15 protein-coding genes and 1 tRNA gene are annotated in these 16,036 nt (G+C 32.2%); all 16 read right to left on the bottom strand.

The genetic code is table 11. From position 1 onward, the window contains the following. Positions 1–298: 298 nt before the first annotated feature. Positions 299–1,279 (bottom strand): DctP family TRAP transporter solute-binding subunit, encoded by a 981-nt coding sequence (locus LF845_RS03890; protein WP_242819690.1) that lies wholly within the window; start codon positions 1,277–1,279, stop codon positions 299–301. Next, the gene (locus LF845_RS03885) at positions 1,279–2,634 is read right to left on the bottom strand and encodes a sigma-54-dependent transcriptional regulator (RefSeq protein ID WP_242819689.1); all 1,356 of its coding nucleotides are present in this window, start codon (positions 2,632–2,634) and stop codon (positions 1,279–1,281) included. The genes LF845_RS03890 and LF845_RS03885 overlap by 1 nt, the downstream gene beginning before the upstream one ends. Then, positions 2,621–4,813, bottom strand: coding sequence for a PAS domain-containing sensor histidine kinase (locus LF845_RS03880; protein WP_242819688.1), 2,193 nt, complete (start codon positions 4,811–4,813; stop codon positions 2,621–2,623). The genes LF845_RS03885 and LF845_RS03880 overlap by 14 nt, the downstream gene beginning before the upstream one ends. Beyond that, entirely contained in the window at positions 4,794–5,294 is a 501-nt protein-coding gene (locus LF845_RS03875; RefSeq protein ID WP_242819687.1) for a tRNA (cytidine(34)-2'-O)-methyltransferase, read from the bottom strand. The genes LF845_RS03880 and LF845_RS03875 overlap by 20 nt, the downstream gene beginning before the upstream one ends. A gap of 2 nt (positions 5,295–5,296) precedes the next feature. After that, positions 5,297–5,653, bottom strand: a complete 357-nt coding sequence (gene rsfS / locus LF845_RS03870) for a ribosome silencing factor (protein ID WP_242819686.1) — start codon at positions 5,651–5,653, stop codon at positions 5,297–5,299. 5 nt (positions 5,654–5,658) lie between these two features. After that, positions 5,659–6,297, bottom strand: a complete 639-nt coding sequence (nadD, locus tag LF845_RS03865; RefSeq protein ID WP_242819685.1) for a nicotinate-nucleotide adenylyltransferase — start codon at positions 6,295–6,297, stop codon at positions 5,659–5,661. Positions 6,298–6,308: 11 nt separating this feature from the next. Next, positions 6,309–7,541, bottom strand: coding sequence for a glutamate-5-semialdehyde dehydrogenase (locus tag LF845_RS03860; RefSeq protein ID WP_242819684.1), 1,233 nt, complete (start codon positions 7,539–7,541; stop codon positions 6,309–6,311). 1 nt (position 7,542) lies between these two features. Further along, positions 7,543–8,676: a glutamate 5-kinase gene (proB, locus tag LF845_RS03855; protein WP_242819683.1), complete on the bottom strand. Its 1,134-nt coding sequence runs from the start codon at positions 8,674–8,676 to the stop codon at positions 7,543–7,545. A 15-nt stretch (positions 8,677–8,691) separates the two neighbouring features. Beyond that, positions 8,692–8,767, bottom strand: a tRNA-Gln gene (locus LF845_RS03850). A gap of 62 nt (positions 8,768–8,829) precedes the next feature. Continuing rightward, positions 8,830–9,522 (bottom strand): CBS and ACT domain-containing protein, encoded by a 693-nt coding sequence (locus tag LF845_RS03845; protein WP_242819682.1) that lies wholly within the window; start codon positions 9,520–9,522, stop codon positions 8,830–8,832. Positions 9,523–9,525: 3 nt separating this feature from the next. Beyond that, entirely contained in the window at positions 9,526–10,674 is a 1,149-nt protein-coding gene (locus LF845_RS03840; protein WP_242819681.1) for a phenylacetate--CoA ligase family protein, read from the bottom strand. Then, positions 10,671–11,456 carry an ABC transporter ATP-binding protein gene (locus LF845_RS03835; protein ID WP_242819680.1) on the bottom strand — a complete coding sequence of 262 codons (786 nt, stop codon included), beginning with the start codon at positions 11,454–11,456 and terminating at the stop codon, positions 10,671–10,673. The genes LF845_RS03840 and LF845_RS03835 overlap by 4 nt, the downstream gene beginning before the upstream one ends. After that, on the bottom strand, positions 11,456–12,595 hold the full coding sequence (locus tag LF845_RS03830; protein ID WP_242819679.1) for an ABC transporter substrate-binding protein: 1,140 nt from the start codon (positions 12,593–12,595) through the stop codon (positions 11,456–11,458). The genes LF845_RS03835 and LF845_RS03830 overlap by 1 nt, the downstream gene beginning before the upstream one ends. A 20-nt stretch (positions 12,596–12,615) precedes the next feature. Next, entirely contained in the window at positions 12,616–13,668 is a 1,053-nt protein-coding gene (locus tag LF845_RS03825) for a branched-chain amino acid ABC transporter permease (protein ID WP_242819678.1), read from the bottom strand. Continuing rightward, positions 13,665–14,549, bottom strand: a complete 885-nt coding sequence (locus tag LF845_RS03820) for a branched-chain amino acid ABC transporter permease (protein ID WP_242819677.1) — start codon at positions 14,547–14,549, stop codon at positions 13,665–13,667. Before LF845_RS03820 ends, LF845_RS03825 begins: the two co-directional genes overlap by 4 nt. 2 nt (positions 14,550–14,551) lie before the next feature. Next, positions 14,552–16,036, bottom strand: a 1,485-nt coding sequence (locus LF845_RS03815) for an AMP-binding protein (RefSeq protein ID WP_242819676.1), incomplete at its 5' end; no start/stop codon positions are given.

The raw sequence follows: 16,036 nt of genomic DNA, 5'->3' as shown, positions 1-16,036 counted from the left end.
AAAACTAATAAATAGTATAAGATAGCTAATCATATTCTTACCAATACACTTGTAATAAGCATAAATATAAATAATATATATATTAATTTGCTTAACATTTCCAAATTATACCTGCTCTCAAAACCTAATCTATAAAATTTGTTGAATTTCAAAGGCAAGATAAGAAAGATAAAAAACATTAACAATAATAAATATTTTTTTATTTGTACCAAATAATCACCTGAACCTGAAAAGTCATGGTATACACCAAAAAAGCTCACCAATATAGTTAATAGAAAAAGGGGCATAAATTTCATTTTCACAAATTGTCCAATTCTTTTAAAATTTCTTGAGATATCACATTTGTAAACTTCTCATGATATCTTTTATAAAACTTAACCCATAAAGCCCTATTTTTATCATCAATATAATGTATTTCTAAATCTTTTGCTTCCAACTTAATCATTTCAAAACTACGCTCATTGTCTTCAATAGCAAGTTTGTATTCATAGTGCGTAGAAATTTCCAATGCTTCTAAAATAATATCTTGTAACTCTTTATCAATGCTATTCCAAAATTTCATTGATGTAATAACAGCATAACCCAAATACCCATGCTTTGAAACAGTTAAATACCTTTGTACCTCATACATTTTTTGATAATATATATTACTGAATGTATTTTCCTGTCCATCAATTACACCCTCTTCTAATAAACTTTTTAAATTTGAAAAAGATTTAGTATACGGCTTTGCCCCGGCTAAACTAAACTGATAATTTAAAATATCACTGCCCATTGTTCTAAACTTAAGCCCTTTCATATCATTTGGCAGCTTAATCACCTTTGAGTTGTTAGTTATATGTTTAAAGCCATTATCCCAAAAAGCCAAAACTTTAATCCCATTACCTTCCGAATTTCGTTTTAATATTTCCCCTATATTTCCTGAATAAGCTCTGTGGATAGAGTAAATATTCTTAAATAAAAAAGGGATATCAAACAATTGAAAATCTTTTACATAAAAACTTAGCTTTGAAAAACTGGGAGCAGCCATTTGCACGATGTCATTCTTAAGTGCTTCAACTACAGTAATATCGTCAAAAAGTACCCCTCGTGGAAAAATCTGAACGCTGATTCTCCCATCACTCTTTTTCTCAACAAGATTTTTAAAATATAATACTGCCTTACCTTTGGGGCTATTCTCACTAACAACATGGCTAAACTTAATTACGATTTTAGTTTCCGCAAAAGAAGTTATGGTAAATGTCAGTAAAATAATAATAAATAGTTTTTTTACATACATTATTTAAGATATTTATTTATTTTTCTATGCAAGGTTGCTGGGTTTAAATTTGCATATTTACTTGCTTTTAACACATTACCATCACAAAAATCCAAAATATTTTTAAGATATTGCTTTTCAAATATTTTCCTGGCTTTTTCATATTCAAAAATTATTTTTGATTCATTACTATCTGATGGCAAATTATTTTCCAAAATAATATTATCCGATGTTAGTATATCATTGTCAGATAGAGCTACTGCCCGCTCGATAACATTTTCAAGCTCTCTTATATTGCCAGGCCAGCTGTAGTCATACAATTTTTTATATATATCAGGTTCTATTTTAACTATATTTTTTCTAAATTCATTTGAATACTTTTTAACAAAAAATTCAACTAAGTAAGGAATATCCTCTTTTCTTTCCCTAAGAGGGGGAATATAAAGACCTATAACATTTATTCTATAATATAAATCCTGCCTAAACAAATTTTCCTCTATAAGCTTATCAAGCTGCTTATTTGTCGCACAAATTAATCTCACATCAAAATTTATTGATTCAACCGAGCCTAATTTTTTGACTTTTTTCTCCTGTATCGCTCTTAAAAGCTTTGCTTGTAGATTTAAAGATGTTTCACCTATCTCATCTAAAAACAGAGTCCCCTTATGGGCCTCTTCAAAATACCCTTTTTTGGCGGTATCTGCCCCAGTAAATGCACCTTTTACATAACCAAAAAACAAGCTTTCCTGCAAAGCTTCGGGAATGGCTGCACAGTTTATCTCAATAAACCTTTCATTTTTTCTATCACTCAAGCTATGTATAGCTTTAGCAATTAATTCTTTACCAGTACCTGACTCACCTGTAATTAAAACTGTGCTATTAATACCTGCTATCTTTTTAACGGTTTGTATTATCTCCTTCATCTTTTTGCTTTTTGCAACGATATTGGGCAAACCGTAAATTTCACTTATATTTTCCTGTAAAACTTTAACTTTTGTTTTGAGTCTGTAATTTTCTATTCCTCTTTTTACCCTATTTAATATATCTTCAATGTTATCAAATGGTTTTGTTATGTAATCAAACGCTCCCAATTTTATTGCTTCTACAGCCTTTTCTATTGTGCCGTAACCTGTAATCATAATAAAAGGGATATCAGGATAATTCCTTTTTAAGATTTCCAATACTTCAAAACCATTCATTTCAGGCATCAAATGATCACAAATTACAAGGTCAGGCATTATTTCTGAAATTTTATTAAGTGCTTCATTAGCCGATAAATATTTAAATATATCAATATCTTCAGCACTAAAAAGGGCATCAAAAAATTCAAGACTGAATCTTTCATCATCAATAACAACAACTCTATATTCTTTCATTAATCACTATCCTAAATAAGGTATATTTTCCTTTTTCAGATTCGACTTTTATTTCCCAACCATGCTCTTTAATTATTCCTAACGTAATTGACAAGCCAAGCCCTGTACCGCTACCAGGCGGTTTGGTAGTAAAAAAGGGGTCAAATATCTTGTCTAAAAAAGCCTCGTCTATCCCTTCACCATCATCCATTATTTCAATAATATATCTACCCTCTTCTATCAAGCTTTTTATATATATATTACCACCGGAAGTAGTAGCATCAAGTGCATTTCCTATTAAATTTAAAAATATCTGGTGAACTTTTCCTTTATTCCCTCTTACCTTTAGATTTGAATCTATATTTTTATGAATATTAATTTTTGCATTTCTTATTTTACTGCCTAAAATTTTAAGCGCAAATTCAATACTTTCTATTATAAAAAATTCTTCATCTTTATTAATATGTTGCCTGGCATAAGAAAGTAAGTTTTCTACAATTTTTTTAGTTTCCATACCTGCATCAATAATTACATCCACTATCTTTTTAGAGCTACTATCTTTCAGATTTTTAGACAATACCTGAGCCATATTTAAAATCCCAACCAGAGGGTTATTTATTTCATGAGCTACACCACCAGCCAAAAGTCCCAATGCAGAAAGTTTTTCGGATTGGATTACCTGCGCCTCAAGCTCTTTTATTTTACTCATATCCTTGATAACACAAATATACTCATCACTTAATTCATCGGTTAATTTGGATACTGAAACCTGAGCAGGTAAATAGTTTTGCTCTCCAATAGACAGATGGCAATCAAAATTTCTTATACTTTGCTTTTCACTTATCTTAGAAAGTAAATTGTTATCAAATATATTTTTCAAAGTTTCAGGCTTTTTATCCAATCTTAATACAGCTAATGCCTCATTATTAATAGTTTTTACATTAAAGTCTTTATCAAATGTCAAAATCGCTTCAGGAGAGTTATATATAATACTTTTCAGATATGTTTCACTTTTAATTATTTCATTTTGAATTTTGACTGAATCAGTAATATCTTTTATAACAGATACGAAAGCTATTATTTCGTTATTTTCATTTTTTATAGGGGACCACACAATTTCAAAATGACCTATAGAATCTTTTAAAAAATTTTCTATCTGGATACTTTCAGTGACACCTTTTTTTAAAATATTATCCAGAAGGCAAAAATCACACTTTGAATCTCCCCCATGAAGAATTTCAAAACACTTCCCCTGATGCAATCCACCTAACATCTCATTTAAGTATTTATTATACCAAACTATATTGTAATCCTTATCTATTAGACAAACACCTTCAGTAATAGATTCTACAATTTTTTCAAATTTTTCGTGCTCAAGTTGAAACAGTTTTTCATATTTCTCTTTTTCTGTCAAATATCTGCTTAAAAAAGACTTAATGAAAAATAAAACCACGACAAAGACAAAGCCAAATAAAAAAGATGTAAAAGTAAATTTGTCCCCTTTTTTGGCAATTGCAGTCATATAATTGCTTTTTGGAGAATAAACAAAAACATAGTAATCGGAGCCATGAAACCTTTTGATAGAGAAAACATTTTCTTTGCTTTGAAATATTGTTATCTCATCCAGCTTATTAACCGAATAAAATTTTTCCAAAAGTTTCAAATCAATATATTCTTCAGATATTATTCTACCATTGTATCTGTCATAAATCCCTATTTTTTCTCCATATATCGAAAAAGATTTGTCATTTAAATTTAGCTTTTTAAAAATAACAACTTCATAGCCATTTATTAAAGTTGCAACACCAAAAATATTTTTATCATCAATATTTGCAAAAAAACTCCCTTTATTTTCAAGCTGCTTTAACGATGATAAAAAATAATTACTATCATAACCAATATTTGAGCTTAAAATAGAGCCGTCTTTAAATATAATAAATTTTATACTTGTTTCATATTCAAGCAAATAAGGTAAATTTTCAAAGTCTTTGGATAAATTTTTAAAGTAAATTATTTGTGAATCAAAGTCAGAAATAACGGTATTTAAAATCCTTTCATGTATCGTATAAATAAATAACTCAATTTTTTTATTGCTTTTTGTATCGATAAAAACCGCAAAAGAAGCCGTGAAAATTAGTAAAAGAAAAAGAAATACTACAAACTCATAATAACTAAACTTTTTAATAACTTTGTTTAGCATCTATATCTCTGAAATCATCTTGCCTCAAATAGTCATAAACTACCAAAGCAGCTGAGTTAGAAAGATTCAAACTTCTAATGTGCAAGCTATTCATAGGAATATAGAATTTTTGATTTTCAAATTTTTTATGAAATAAACTTGGCAAACCTTCAGTTTCATTACCAAAAACAAACATCGGCATTTTATTACATCTTTTAACTTCGGAAAATATATTGTCATACCTTTTATTACCAAATTTTGTAATGAGAGCATAATAATAATCTTCAGGTAGATATTTTTGTTCAAAAAGGTCTAACGAATCTAAATATTCCAAATCAACGTAATCCCAATAATCAAGCCCTGCTCTCTTTAAATACTTGTCATCAAGACTAAAACCTAACTCACCCACCAAAATAAGCTTTGCATTGATTCCTGCTGCAAGCCTTGCAATATTACCTGTATTTTGTGGTATTTTTGGATTTATCAGGGCAATATTTAACATATCTAAGCATTTATATCGTCTAATTTGATTTTTTTACAACCGCCCCAAATACTTTCAAGGCTATAATAATCCCTTTCATTAAAACCCATAATATTTACCAATATTTGCCCGTAATCTATGCAGACCCATTTTGATAATCCATATCCATCGACTTTAAGCGGAGTAACATCGTAATCTTTTTTAAGTGTTTCAAGAATATGGTCACAAAGTGCCTTTATATGAACATCTGAATTTCCAGAACAAATTATAATAAAATCAGCTAAAGATGATACCTTTGAAATATCAAATGCAACAATGTCTTCCCCTTTTTTATCGTCTAACAAGCTAAAAACTACTTTTACCAACTCATTACTTTCCATTAAATTTACACCTCTTTATAAAGATTATTTTTTTTTATATATTCAATCACCGGATTTGGCAAAAATGACGACATTTTACCGGTCTTAAACATATTTCGTATTTTTGTACTTGAAATATCGATTTCATTTGCCTTACATAACACTACTCTACCATAAAGGGTATTTTCAAAAGTTTCAAGGTTTCTTAATATTTTTAACACTTTTTTAGGCAAAATAGAGATAAGCTCAACAAAACTCAACTCTTTTCTATTGATTACAATAAAATTAGCTAAGTCAAAAAGCTTTTCCCAGTTGTTCCATGTCTGAATTGTAGCAAATATATCAGTACCGGTTATAAAAAACAATTGAGCACCAGGGTGATTTTGACGATAGTGCTTTAAAGTGAGATAAGTATAAGATACACCTTTTTTCTTTATTTCATAATCAGATACTACGTAATTACCCTTCATATGTTTAACCGCAGCTTTAACCATTTCAAATCTATCTTTTGCAGGGGTCAACCACAAATTTTTGTGCGGGGGAATTTTTGAGGGGATAAAATGCAATTCATCAAGATTAAAAGTCTCATAAACAGTTTTAGCTATATTTAAGTGACCAATATGTATGGGATTAAATGTGCCTCCAAACAGTCCTATTTTTTTCAAATTGTCCCCTTTTAGGCTCTTATTTGTCCGTTACCATAGATAATATATTTTGTTGTGGTCAGGTCAAAAGCTCCCATAGGGCCACGGCAATGAAGCTTTTGAGTACTGATACCTATTTCAGCTCCCAGCCCAAACTCGGCACCATCCGTAAATCTTGTAGATGCATTAACATACACAGCAGCAGCATCAACCTTATTAAGAAAATCTTGTGCGTTTGAATAATTTTCAGTCACTATTGATTCGGAATGAGAAGAACCATACTTATTTATATGATTTATAGCATCAATTAACGAATCGACTACCTTTATCGATATTTTTAAGGATAAATATTCGGTATTCCAATCTTCTTCAGTAGCTTTTGCTACTCCGTACTCTTTAGCAACTATATTACACCCGACTATCTCAACACCTGCATTTTGGTACATCGGAATCAGAATATCCAAAACATTTTTATAAATATTTTTATGAACAAGAAGTGTTTCTATAGCATTGCAAACACCGGGCCTTTGTACCTTTGCATTAAATGCAATATTTACTCCCTTGTTAACATCAGCAAACTCATCAATATAAACATGACAAAGGCCTTTATCATGCTTTACAAGTGGAATAAATGATTCCTCTGTACAATATTTTATTAGCCCTTCGCCACCTCTTGGTACAATAATATCAATAAAATCCTTAGCCTTAAGCATCTTATTCATAAGGTTTCTATCAGGGTCATTTAAAACTATACAAACATTTTCATCAATGCTTTCACTTTTAAGGGCTCTTTTTATAATCTGACCCAAAGCAGTATTTGAATATGAAGCCTCTTTCCCGCCTCTTAAGATAGAAACATTCCCTGATTTTATACAAAGAGCAGCAGCATCGACAGTAACATTAGGTCTGGACTCATATATTATTCCCACAACACCAAGAGGGACTCTGACTTTATAAATATTTAGACCGTTTGGCCTTTTATAACCTGAAACTATTGAGCCAATCGGATCTTCCTGTGCAATTATCTCATTTACACCGTTAATCATAGAATCTATTCTTTTATCATCAAGTTTCAGTCTGTCTAAAAGAGCTTCACTTAAATTATTTTTAATCCCGTTTTCTAAATCTTTAAGGTTTTCAGAAATTATATATTCTCTCTCACTATTAAGAAACTCAGCTATTTTCTTAAGAACTTTATTTTTTTTATCAGTAGATTCAGTCATGAATGAGTATGAAGCCATTTTTGCTTGTTCAAATATACTCACATCACCCTCCCTTTGTAATTACCATATCATCTATGTGTATCACTTCATCTGCAAACTTATAACCCAAAATATCATATATTTGAGAGGTTTTTTTCCCTTTTATCTTTTTAAGGTCTGAAGCGGAATACCTGACCTTACCTCTTGCTATCTCAACCCCTTCAAGATTTACAATCTTTACTACATCCCCTATATTAAAGCTACCCGTTATATCTATGATGCCTGAAGGTAAAAGGGACTTATTACTCATTAGAGCATGAACGGCACCATTATCAACAAATATTTCACCTTTTGAAATAGTGGCATAAGCTAACCAATGCTCCTTTTTACTTTTACGGTCATTAATAAGCCCAAAAAAAGTTCCTACTTCATGATTATGTATAAATTTCTCAATATTTTCAGGATTTTTACCGGAAATAATCCCTACAAGACAACCAGCATCAAGTGCTTTTTTAGCTGCCAAAAGTTTAGACCTCATCCCTCCTGTTCCAACTCCGCTGACTGAATCGCCTCCGAGATTAAGTAGGTCATCATTGAAATATTTCACTTCACTTATCAGCTTTGCAGAGTTATCTTGCAGAGGATTTTTGTCATATAACCCTTCGACATCCGATAAAATAAGAAGCAAATCAGCAGATAAAAGCCCTGCTACAAGAGCAGACAGGTTGTCATTATCCCCAAAAGTTTCATAATATTTCAACTCATCGATGACAACGGAATCGTTCTCATTAATAATGGGAATAACCCCAAACTCCAGAAGTCTTCTGATTGTATATCTCGCATTTAAATATCTTCTTCTGTTTGAAAAATCATCTTTGGTAATTAAGACTTGGCCTACATTTATACCAAATTTTAAAAAGGCATTTTCATAACATTGAATAAGCTTGGATTGACCGACAGCTGCACAAGCCTGTTTGTCAATAATTTCTTTCGGTTTTTTAATAAATCCTAAAGTTTTAAATCCACAGGCAACTGCACCTGATGAAACAATTACAACATTATTTACGTCTTTCTTTATACGACTTATAACTTCAGATAACTTATTTATAAACTTTAGATTTACTTCTCCGTCAACATCTGTGAGGATACTGCTGCCAATTTTGATTATTAGAGTGTCAATTTTAGGTAGATTTCTCATATAATAATTTCAAAATGGCAGGGGCGGCAGGACTCGAACCTACGAATGGCGGTACCAAAAACCGCTGCCTTACCAACTTGGCTACGCCCCTGCAAGGGAGCATCTATATACTCAAAAAAGTTTACCATGTCAAGCATTTTTAAACAAAAAAATTTAATTATCAAGTTTGTAAATGGAAGTAATTCTCCCTTCCATCTCCATAACATTAGTAACGTTGTACTCTAAAGCCTTTAACTCGTCTATTGACTTATTTATATTACCTTTATCTCCACTTATTCTAATCACTATATCCCTTTTACTTTCATCTTTATCCTTTGTAAAAAAAGTTGCCAAGCTTATGATATTTAATTCATATTTTTTGAGTACCGCAGCAATTTCCGCAATGGCACCAGCTTTATCATTTACAGTTATGTGCACTCTTGCCCCGGGTTTTCTCATACCCATTGCTTCTACAAAAACATCAAAAACATCAACAGCTGTTATGATTCCAACCAAATCACCATTTTTTTCTATTACAGGTAATCCACCAAACCTCATATCTCTTAAAATAAGCGCTGCCCTTTCAATCGGATCATCGGGGAATACGGTTATGACATCTTTTGTCATCGCTTCTTTAACTTCTGTTTTTGCCAAAACGTTATGCATTTCATATATATCAAGAGTACTCGCCTTTGATGGTGAAAATTCTTTTATATCTTTTTCCGTAATAATCCCCACTAATTTTCCCCTTCTAAGTACGGGAAGCCTTCTGATTTTGTGCTCCCTCATTAAGTGAAGGGCATCCAAAACGGTATCGTCATATTCAACAGTGATTAAATCCTTTTTCATCCAGTCTTTAATAAACATATTTTACCTCTTTTTTAAATAAGTTCGATTTTCTATAATTTCAGTTTTATTAATATCATTGTTAACATTAATGTTATTAACTCGCAATTTAAATTTTTCTTTAAAAGCCAAATCAAGCCCTTTAACATCCTTATTTATATGCAATGATAAGATATCATTATTATTTTCATCGTTACTGATTTCAAGTTTTATTGACACACCATAGCTGTTAGCAAATTCAGTCAAACTCCATTCGTGAATAAATACACCTTTTACCTTCACTGATGAATCTACACGACCAAAAACACCAAGAATCCTCATATCTTCCCTGTCGCATGAGCATTTTTCTAATGTATAACTCACTAAATCACCTGTAGCATATCTTATTAAAGGGTAATTTTTGTTCAATATAGTGACATAAGCTTCCCCAACCTCATTTTCACCTAATAAATCTCCATTTTCAGGATTTAAAATCTCTACAAAAATTTCGTTATCCACATGCATACCTGTTTTGTACTGACACTCAGTAGCAATAAGGCCTGCTTCCGCCGTCCCATACCCCTGATATATCTCTATATCATACTTATTGCTCAAATAATTTCTCTCATCATCTGTAATTTTTTCAGCAATAAGATAAGACTTGAGAAGACTATTTTTTTCACCTAACTCTTCCAAGACTTTTTTCAAGAAAGTTTTTGTGCCTATAAATGCCGTAGCACCAGTATTTTTTATAACTTCAGCACATTTTGAAGAGGAGGACGGCCCTAATGGAATTACTGATGCACCAATTTTTCTTACAGCTTCATCAAACATTTCTCCGGCAGGTGTTAAATGATATGAAAAAGTATTTACGACTATATCACAATGACCAAAACTTGAATATTCCAATCCTTTGTAAAACCTGTACTGGTAATAACTTTCAAACAAAAGGTTATAAATAGGGCCGGGAGATTCAAAAATTTTAATAGGGCACAAATCAAAAAAATCTGCAAATACTTTTATATCTTTTGTAAGCTCGGCCAAATCTTTTCTTGTTATAGGTTTGATTTTTTTGAAATCATCATATGTGCAAATATCGTCTATTTTAATATTTGAGCCATTTAATCTATATTGGATAAACTTATTGTCTTTATTTTGTCTTAAAAAGCTTGTAACCTTATCAATAGTTATCATGAAAGCCACCTTTTTCTTCTGCGGTAGTGCTTTACATCCCTGTAAGACTTATTGCCTGAGCTAACTCCAAGATAAAACTCTTTAACATCTTCATTTTCTATAAGCTCTGAACATTTCCCTTCCATTACAACCCTTCCGTTTTCCATTATGTATCCGTAATCAGAAACAGAAAGTGCCATATTGGCATTTTGCTCAACCAAAAGTATTGTGGTATTTTCCTCTTGATTAAGCTTTCTTATAATCCTAAAAATCTCTTTAACCAAAAGGGGGCTAAGCCCAAGGGAAGGCTCATCCATTAGAATCATTTTAGGATTTGCCATCAATGCCCTACCAATGGCAAGCATCTGCTGCTCTCCACCACTCATATAGCCGGCAAGTTGCCCTCTCCTCTCCTTAAGCCTTGGAAAATAAGCATATACTTTCTCAAGGGAAGTTTTAATATTAGTATTTGAAGATGTGTAAGCTCCTGCTATAAGATTCTCTTCTACTGTCAAATCTTTAAAAACTCTCCTACCTTCCATTACCTGAAATATTCCACTCTTTACAATTTCTGAAGCATCTTTTTTATCGATTTTTTCCCCTTCAAAAAATATATCACCATCTGTAATCTCACCATTATCAGGTCTTAAAAGTCCGGAGATGGCTTTTAATGTGGTTGTTTTCCCTGCCCCGTTTGAGCCTAGAAGGGACACTATACTATTTTTTTGGACCTCAAGGGATAAACCCTTGAGGACAAGTATAACATCATTGTAAACAACTTCAATATTATTAATTTTTAACATTAGTCCGCCGTAATATAATCTGTAACCGGTATCATACTAGAGTTTTTAATCTGATAAATTTTAAGTGCTTTTATCCCTTTATGACTTTCTTTAGTAAAAGTTACCGGTGCAGTAAGCCCCATAGTGCTAAAATCTTTAAAAGATTCAAGGGTTTTCTTAATATTCTCTCCGGTAAGTTCACCTTTTGTCATCTTTAAAGCTGACAACAAAACATACATTGAAGAAAAACCTTGAATATAGTTTACTTCTCTGAAAGTTACATCGGGATGATATTTTTTATTTAACTCATGTAAAAATTTTATCCCTTCCACATCAGTCTGCCCCCAAAAAGCAAAAGAGCTTGTACCATAATAGCCTTCAGCTGCATCTTTTGCCAAATCGATAAGAGTTTTACCGAAAGTCCAGTTGAGTCCTATAAATTTTGTATCTATACCAAGCTTTTTAGCATCTTTTAAAATAGTAGAGGCAGCCATATAAGTTTCTTGCACGAGAGCATACTCAGCCCCAGCTTTGGAAAGATTTAACAGCTGGCTTGTAGCATCAAGGGCTTTTAAATCCACAACCTGCTTATCAACAAGCTGAACCCCTATTTTCTTAGCATATTCTTCACCATCAGGGAAAAATGGCGACCTTCCAAATCCTGTGTCATTGTAGATAAAGGCGACAGTTTTTTTCTCACCTTTATCCTTTATAAATTTGAGTGCTATTCTTGCTTGATCAGAATAAGTAGCTCCCACTAAAAAATTATAAGGATTATTTTTTGGATCGGTAATATGTTCTGAATATGACGCAGAAAAATATGGAATTTTGTCCTTAGTTATAAATTTTGACAAGGCTTCCGTATCACCAGTCCCCCAACCGTGAATAGCAACAACCTTTTTTCTAAGGAAATCTTTATATGCCGCAATTGCCTGAGGAATCTTATATTGGTAGTCAACCATCAAAAGTTCAACCTCATTTCCATTTATCCCGCCATTTTCATTAAAATATCTGACACAATCTCTGACCCCTTCCGCATACGGTTTCCCGACATCACCGGTAGGTCCAGTTAAATCAACTAAAGCTCCCACTCTTACTTTTCCAGCATAAGCCATGGATACCAAAAAAACAGATATGAACAAAACCAAAAGCTTTTTCATACGACATCCTCCAATTTTATTTAATATGAAAAAGGCCAAAGTTTAAAATAGGCCTTTATCAGATTCCATCTTCTCACAAGCCCTTCTGGCTCAAAAAGCAAAAATATAATTATTACTATACCAAATGCAGCTTCCCTTATTGATGCGAATGCCTGGGTTAGAAAAGGGTAGCTTGAAGTAAAATAATCGGTAACAAATCTTAAAACCTCAGGTAAAAGGGTAATAAAAATCGCCCCAAAAATACTACCTAATATTTTGCCTAAACCACCGATAATTATCATTGAAAGATATTGAATCGATACCCCTATCGTAAAATGCTCAGGAGTAATGATAGTAACATAATATGCCCACATTGCCCCTGCAACACCGGCATAAAATGAACTTATTCCAAAAGAAAGTATTTTATATTTAAAAATATTAATCCCCATCGCTTCAGCAGCAATATAATTATCTCTGACACTCAAAAAAGCGCGACCTATTTTTGTCCTGACAATATTCTTGGCCGCAGTTACCATTAAAATTGTCATAATAAGTCCAAAAAAGTAAAATTTAAAATCATTATCAAGAGAAATATTAAAAAAGTTTGCATAATCAAGGGAAAGCCCTGTAACACCACCAGTGATAAATTCCGCACGTATAAAAATAAATTCCAAGATAAATTGAGCTGCAAGGGTCGCTATTGAAAGATACAAACCTTTTAGCCTTAAAGAAGGTATCCCGAATATCATACCTACAATTGCTGTTATAAGACCAGCAATAGGAATGGAAATAACAAAATTTAAACCATATTGGTTTGCCAGATACCCTGCAGTATAAGCACCGACACCTATAAAAGCACCTTGTCCCAAAGATATTAGACCGGTAATTCCTGTCAGAATGTTAAGTCCGACTGCGCCAATTACAGCAATAAATATAATGTTAAAAAGATACAAAAAATAATCATCAATAAAGAATGGGATTACAAAAAGAGATATCAGAAACCCATATATACATATTTTGGAAAACAACGACTTATAAATTGCCGCATCTTTTTCATAGCTTGTTTGAAATTCACCACAATTTGTATAATTCATACTTTCTCTACCTCAACAGTACCAAACAATCCGTAAGGTTTTATCATTAAAATAATTATCATAAAAATAAATGGGAAAACTTCCTTTGCTCCCCCACCAATTAGAGGGTCAATATAACCCCCTGCCAAATTTTCCAATATTCCTATTATCAGACCCCCTACAATAGCTCCCAAGATACTGTCAAGCCCTCCCAAAATTACTACTGGAAACACTTTAAGGCCAAACTGAGATAAGCTTGTATTGATACCATTTATATTCCCTATCAATATCCCACCTACACTTGATACAACAGCAGCTATTGCCCAAGACAGTGCAAATATCCTTTTTACATCTATTCCCATTGAAAGGGCAGCCTGTTGATCGCTTGCTACCGCTCTCATAGCAATACCAACCTTTGACTTTTTGAAAAATATAGTAAAAAGAGCTAAAAAAATTGACACTGAAATAATTGAAAAAATGTAAACATAACTAATACTTATCTCACCAATAATTAATGGCTCTTCAGGAAAAATTTGTGGAAATGTTTTCGTATTTGTACCCCAAATAAGTTGCACCACTGATTTTAAAACCGATGATAACCCTATGGTAAGCATAATAATTGATATAATTGGCTCACCAATCATTTTTCTAAGAAAAATCTTTTCTATAAAAAAACCAAAGAAAAACATAAAAAGTATAGTAATTATGAATGAAGCCACAAAATTAAGCCTGTATTCAACGGTTAAGTGCAAACAAATATATGCACCAACCAACAGCAACTCACCCTGAGCAAAGTTAACTACACCGGTTGACTTGTAAATTAATGTAAACCCAAGGGCTACAATTGCATAAATACTCCCCATAACTATCCCTGCTACAATTAGCTGAAGAAAAAACTCCATATCTACTCCATAAAATATATTTTCATAACTGTATTTATAGTCTTCTCTCTTCCATCTTGCAGTTTGATGGTAGCAGTAATTTGTTTTTCCCTGACATCTTCATAAAGTGCATCTACTAGCTCTTTGTACTTTTCAGAGATAAAACCACGCCTTACCTTCCTTGTCCTTGTAAGCTCACCATCATCAGGGTCAAGCTCTTTATACAAAAGCAAAAACTTCTTTACCGTATGCTCTTTTTTCAGATCAGCATTCACTTTCCTTACTTCTTGTGCAACCAATTCATAAACTTCATCTTTTGAAGATAAATCAGTAAAGGTAGAATAAGTTATCTTATTTTCTTCTGCCCATTTACCCACTATCCCCATATCTATATTTAAAATTGCCGTAATATAATCCCTTTTATCTCCAATTATAACTGCTTCTTTTACAAATGGGCTAAACTTTAATTTATTTTCTATAAATTGAGGTGAAAACATTGAACCATCAGATAAATACATTAAGTCCTTCTTTCTATCTATTACTACAAGCTTTCCATTTTCATCAAAGTAGCCCGCATCTCCCGAGTACAACCAACCATCCTTAAGAGTAGCCTTTGTAGCCTCTTCATCTTTATAATAACCAAGAAAAACTGCATCACTTTTCGAAATAATTTCATTATCTTCAGTAATTTTGATTTCAGTCCCCTCTATTGGTAACCCTACGGAAGTAAAATCAACATCGTCCACTCTATGAATACAAGAAATCCCCGAAATCTCTGTTTGTCCATATATTTGTTTTAAATTAATCCCTAAAGCATGGAAAAATTTAAATGTATCAGGCCCTAAAGCTGCACCACCGGTAATCGCACTTCTTACATTGGTAAATCCAAGTCTTTCCTTTAATTTTCTAAAAACGGCGTAATATGCTATTTTATATTTAAGCTTACCTAAAAATGTTAAACTTTGTTTATTAAACTTACTTTCAGCATAACTATAGCCAATCGGTAAACATTTATTGTAAATCCATTTTTTTAGCCTTGAAGAATCCATTATATTCATCTGAACGGTTGCAGCCAAATTTTCCCATACTCTCGGAGGAGAAAAAATCAAATTAGGTCCAATCTCTTTCATATCATTTTGCACTGTGTCATGATTTTCAGGAAAATTTACTTTAAATCCGTACATCAGTGCACTAGCAATACACATCATTTGCTCCCCTATCCATGGCAATGGTAAAAAAGAGACAAATTCATCCTTTTCAAATTTTGGGTCAGCTTTTCCAAGGCTTCTTGACATAAAGGAAAGATTTTTGTGACTGAGCATAGCAATTTTAGGGAATCCGGTTGTGCCCGATGTCGTACACATAACCGCTACATCATCCAACGTAACAAACTGAAGTTTATCTTTAAAATATTCCTCTAACTTAATATTATAATTATTATTTACAATATCATCAAAAAACACCAATCTATCGTCATCATACTGATACATCCCTTTTTTATCATAATA

It is taken from the genome of Deferrivibrio essentukiensis (assembly GCF_020480685.1).
Classification (GTDB): Bacteria; Chrysiogenota; Deferribacteres; order Deferribacterales; family Deferrivibrionaceae; genus Deferrivibrio; species Deferrivibrio essentukiensis.
This window is presented reverse-complemented; position numbering and strand designations above follow the sequence as displayed.

Coding starts and splice junctions, on each gene's coding strand:
- LF845_RS03880 (WP_242819688.1), bottom strand. CDS start 4,813: ATGCTAAACAAAGTTATTAAAAAGTTTAGTTATTATGAGTTTGTAGTA.
- LF845_RS03835 (WP_242819680.1), bottom strand. CDS start 11,456: ATGTTAAAAATTAATAATATTGAAGTTGTTTACAATGATGTTATACTT.
- LF845_RS03890 (WP_242819690.1), bottom strand. CDS start 1,279: ATGTATGTAAAAAAACTATTTATTATTATTTTACTGACATTTACCATA.
- rsfS (WP_242819686.1), bottom strand. CDS start 5,653: ATGGAAAGTAATGAGTTGGTAAAAGTAGTTTTTAGCTTGTTAGACGAT.
- LF845_RS03825 (WP_242819678.1), bottom strand. CDS start 13,668: ATGAATTATACAAATTGTGGTGAATTTCAAACAAGCTATGAAAAAGAT.
- LF845_RS03875 (WP_242819687.1), bottom strand. CDS start 5,294: ATGTTAAATATTGCCCTGATAAATCCAAAAATACCACAAAATACAGGT.
- LF845_RS03840 (WP_242819681.1), bottom strand. CDS start 10,674: ATGATAACTATTGATAAGGTTACAAGCTTTTTAAGACAAAATAAAGAC.
- LF845_RS03830 (WP_242819679.1), bottom strand. CDS start 12,595: ATGAAAAAGCTTTTGGTTTTGTTCATATCTGTTTTTTTGGTATCCATG.
- proB (WP_242819683.1), bottom strand. CDS start 8,676: ATGAGAAATCTACCTAAAATTGACACTCTAATAATCAAAATTGGCAGC.
- LF845_RS03820 (WP_242819677.1), bottom strand. CDS start 14,549: ATGGAGTTTTTTCTTCAGCTAATTGTAGCAGGGATAGTTATGGGGAGT.
- LF845_RS03845 (WP_242819682.1), bottom strand. CDS start 9,522: ATGTTTATTAAAGACTGGATGAAAAAGGATTTAATCACTGTTGAATAT.
- LF845_RS03885 (WP_242819689.1), bottom strand. CDS start 2,634: ATGAAAGAATATAGAGTTGTTGTTATTGATGATGAAAGATTCAGTCTT.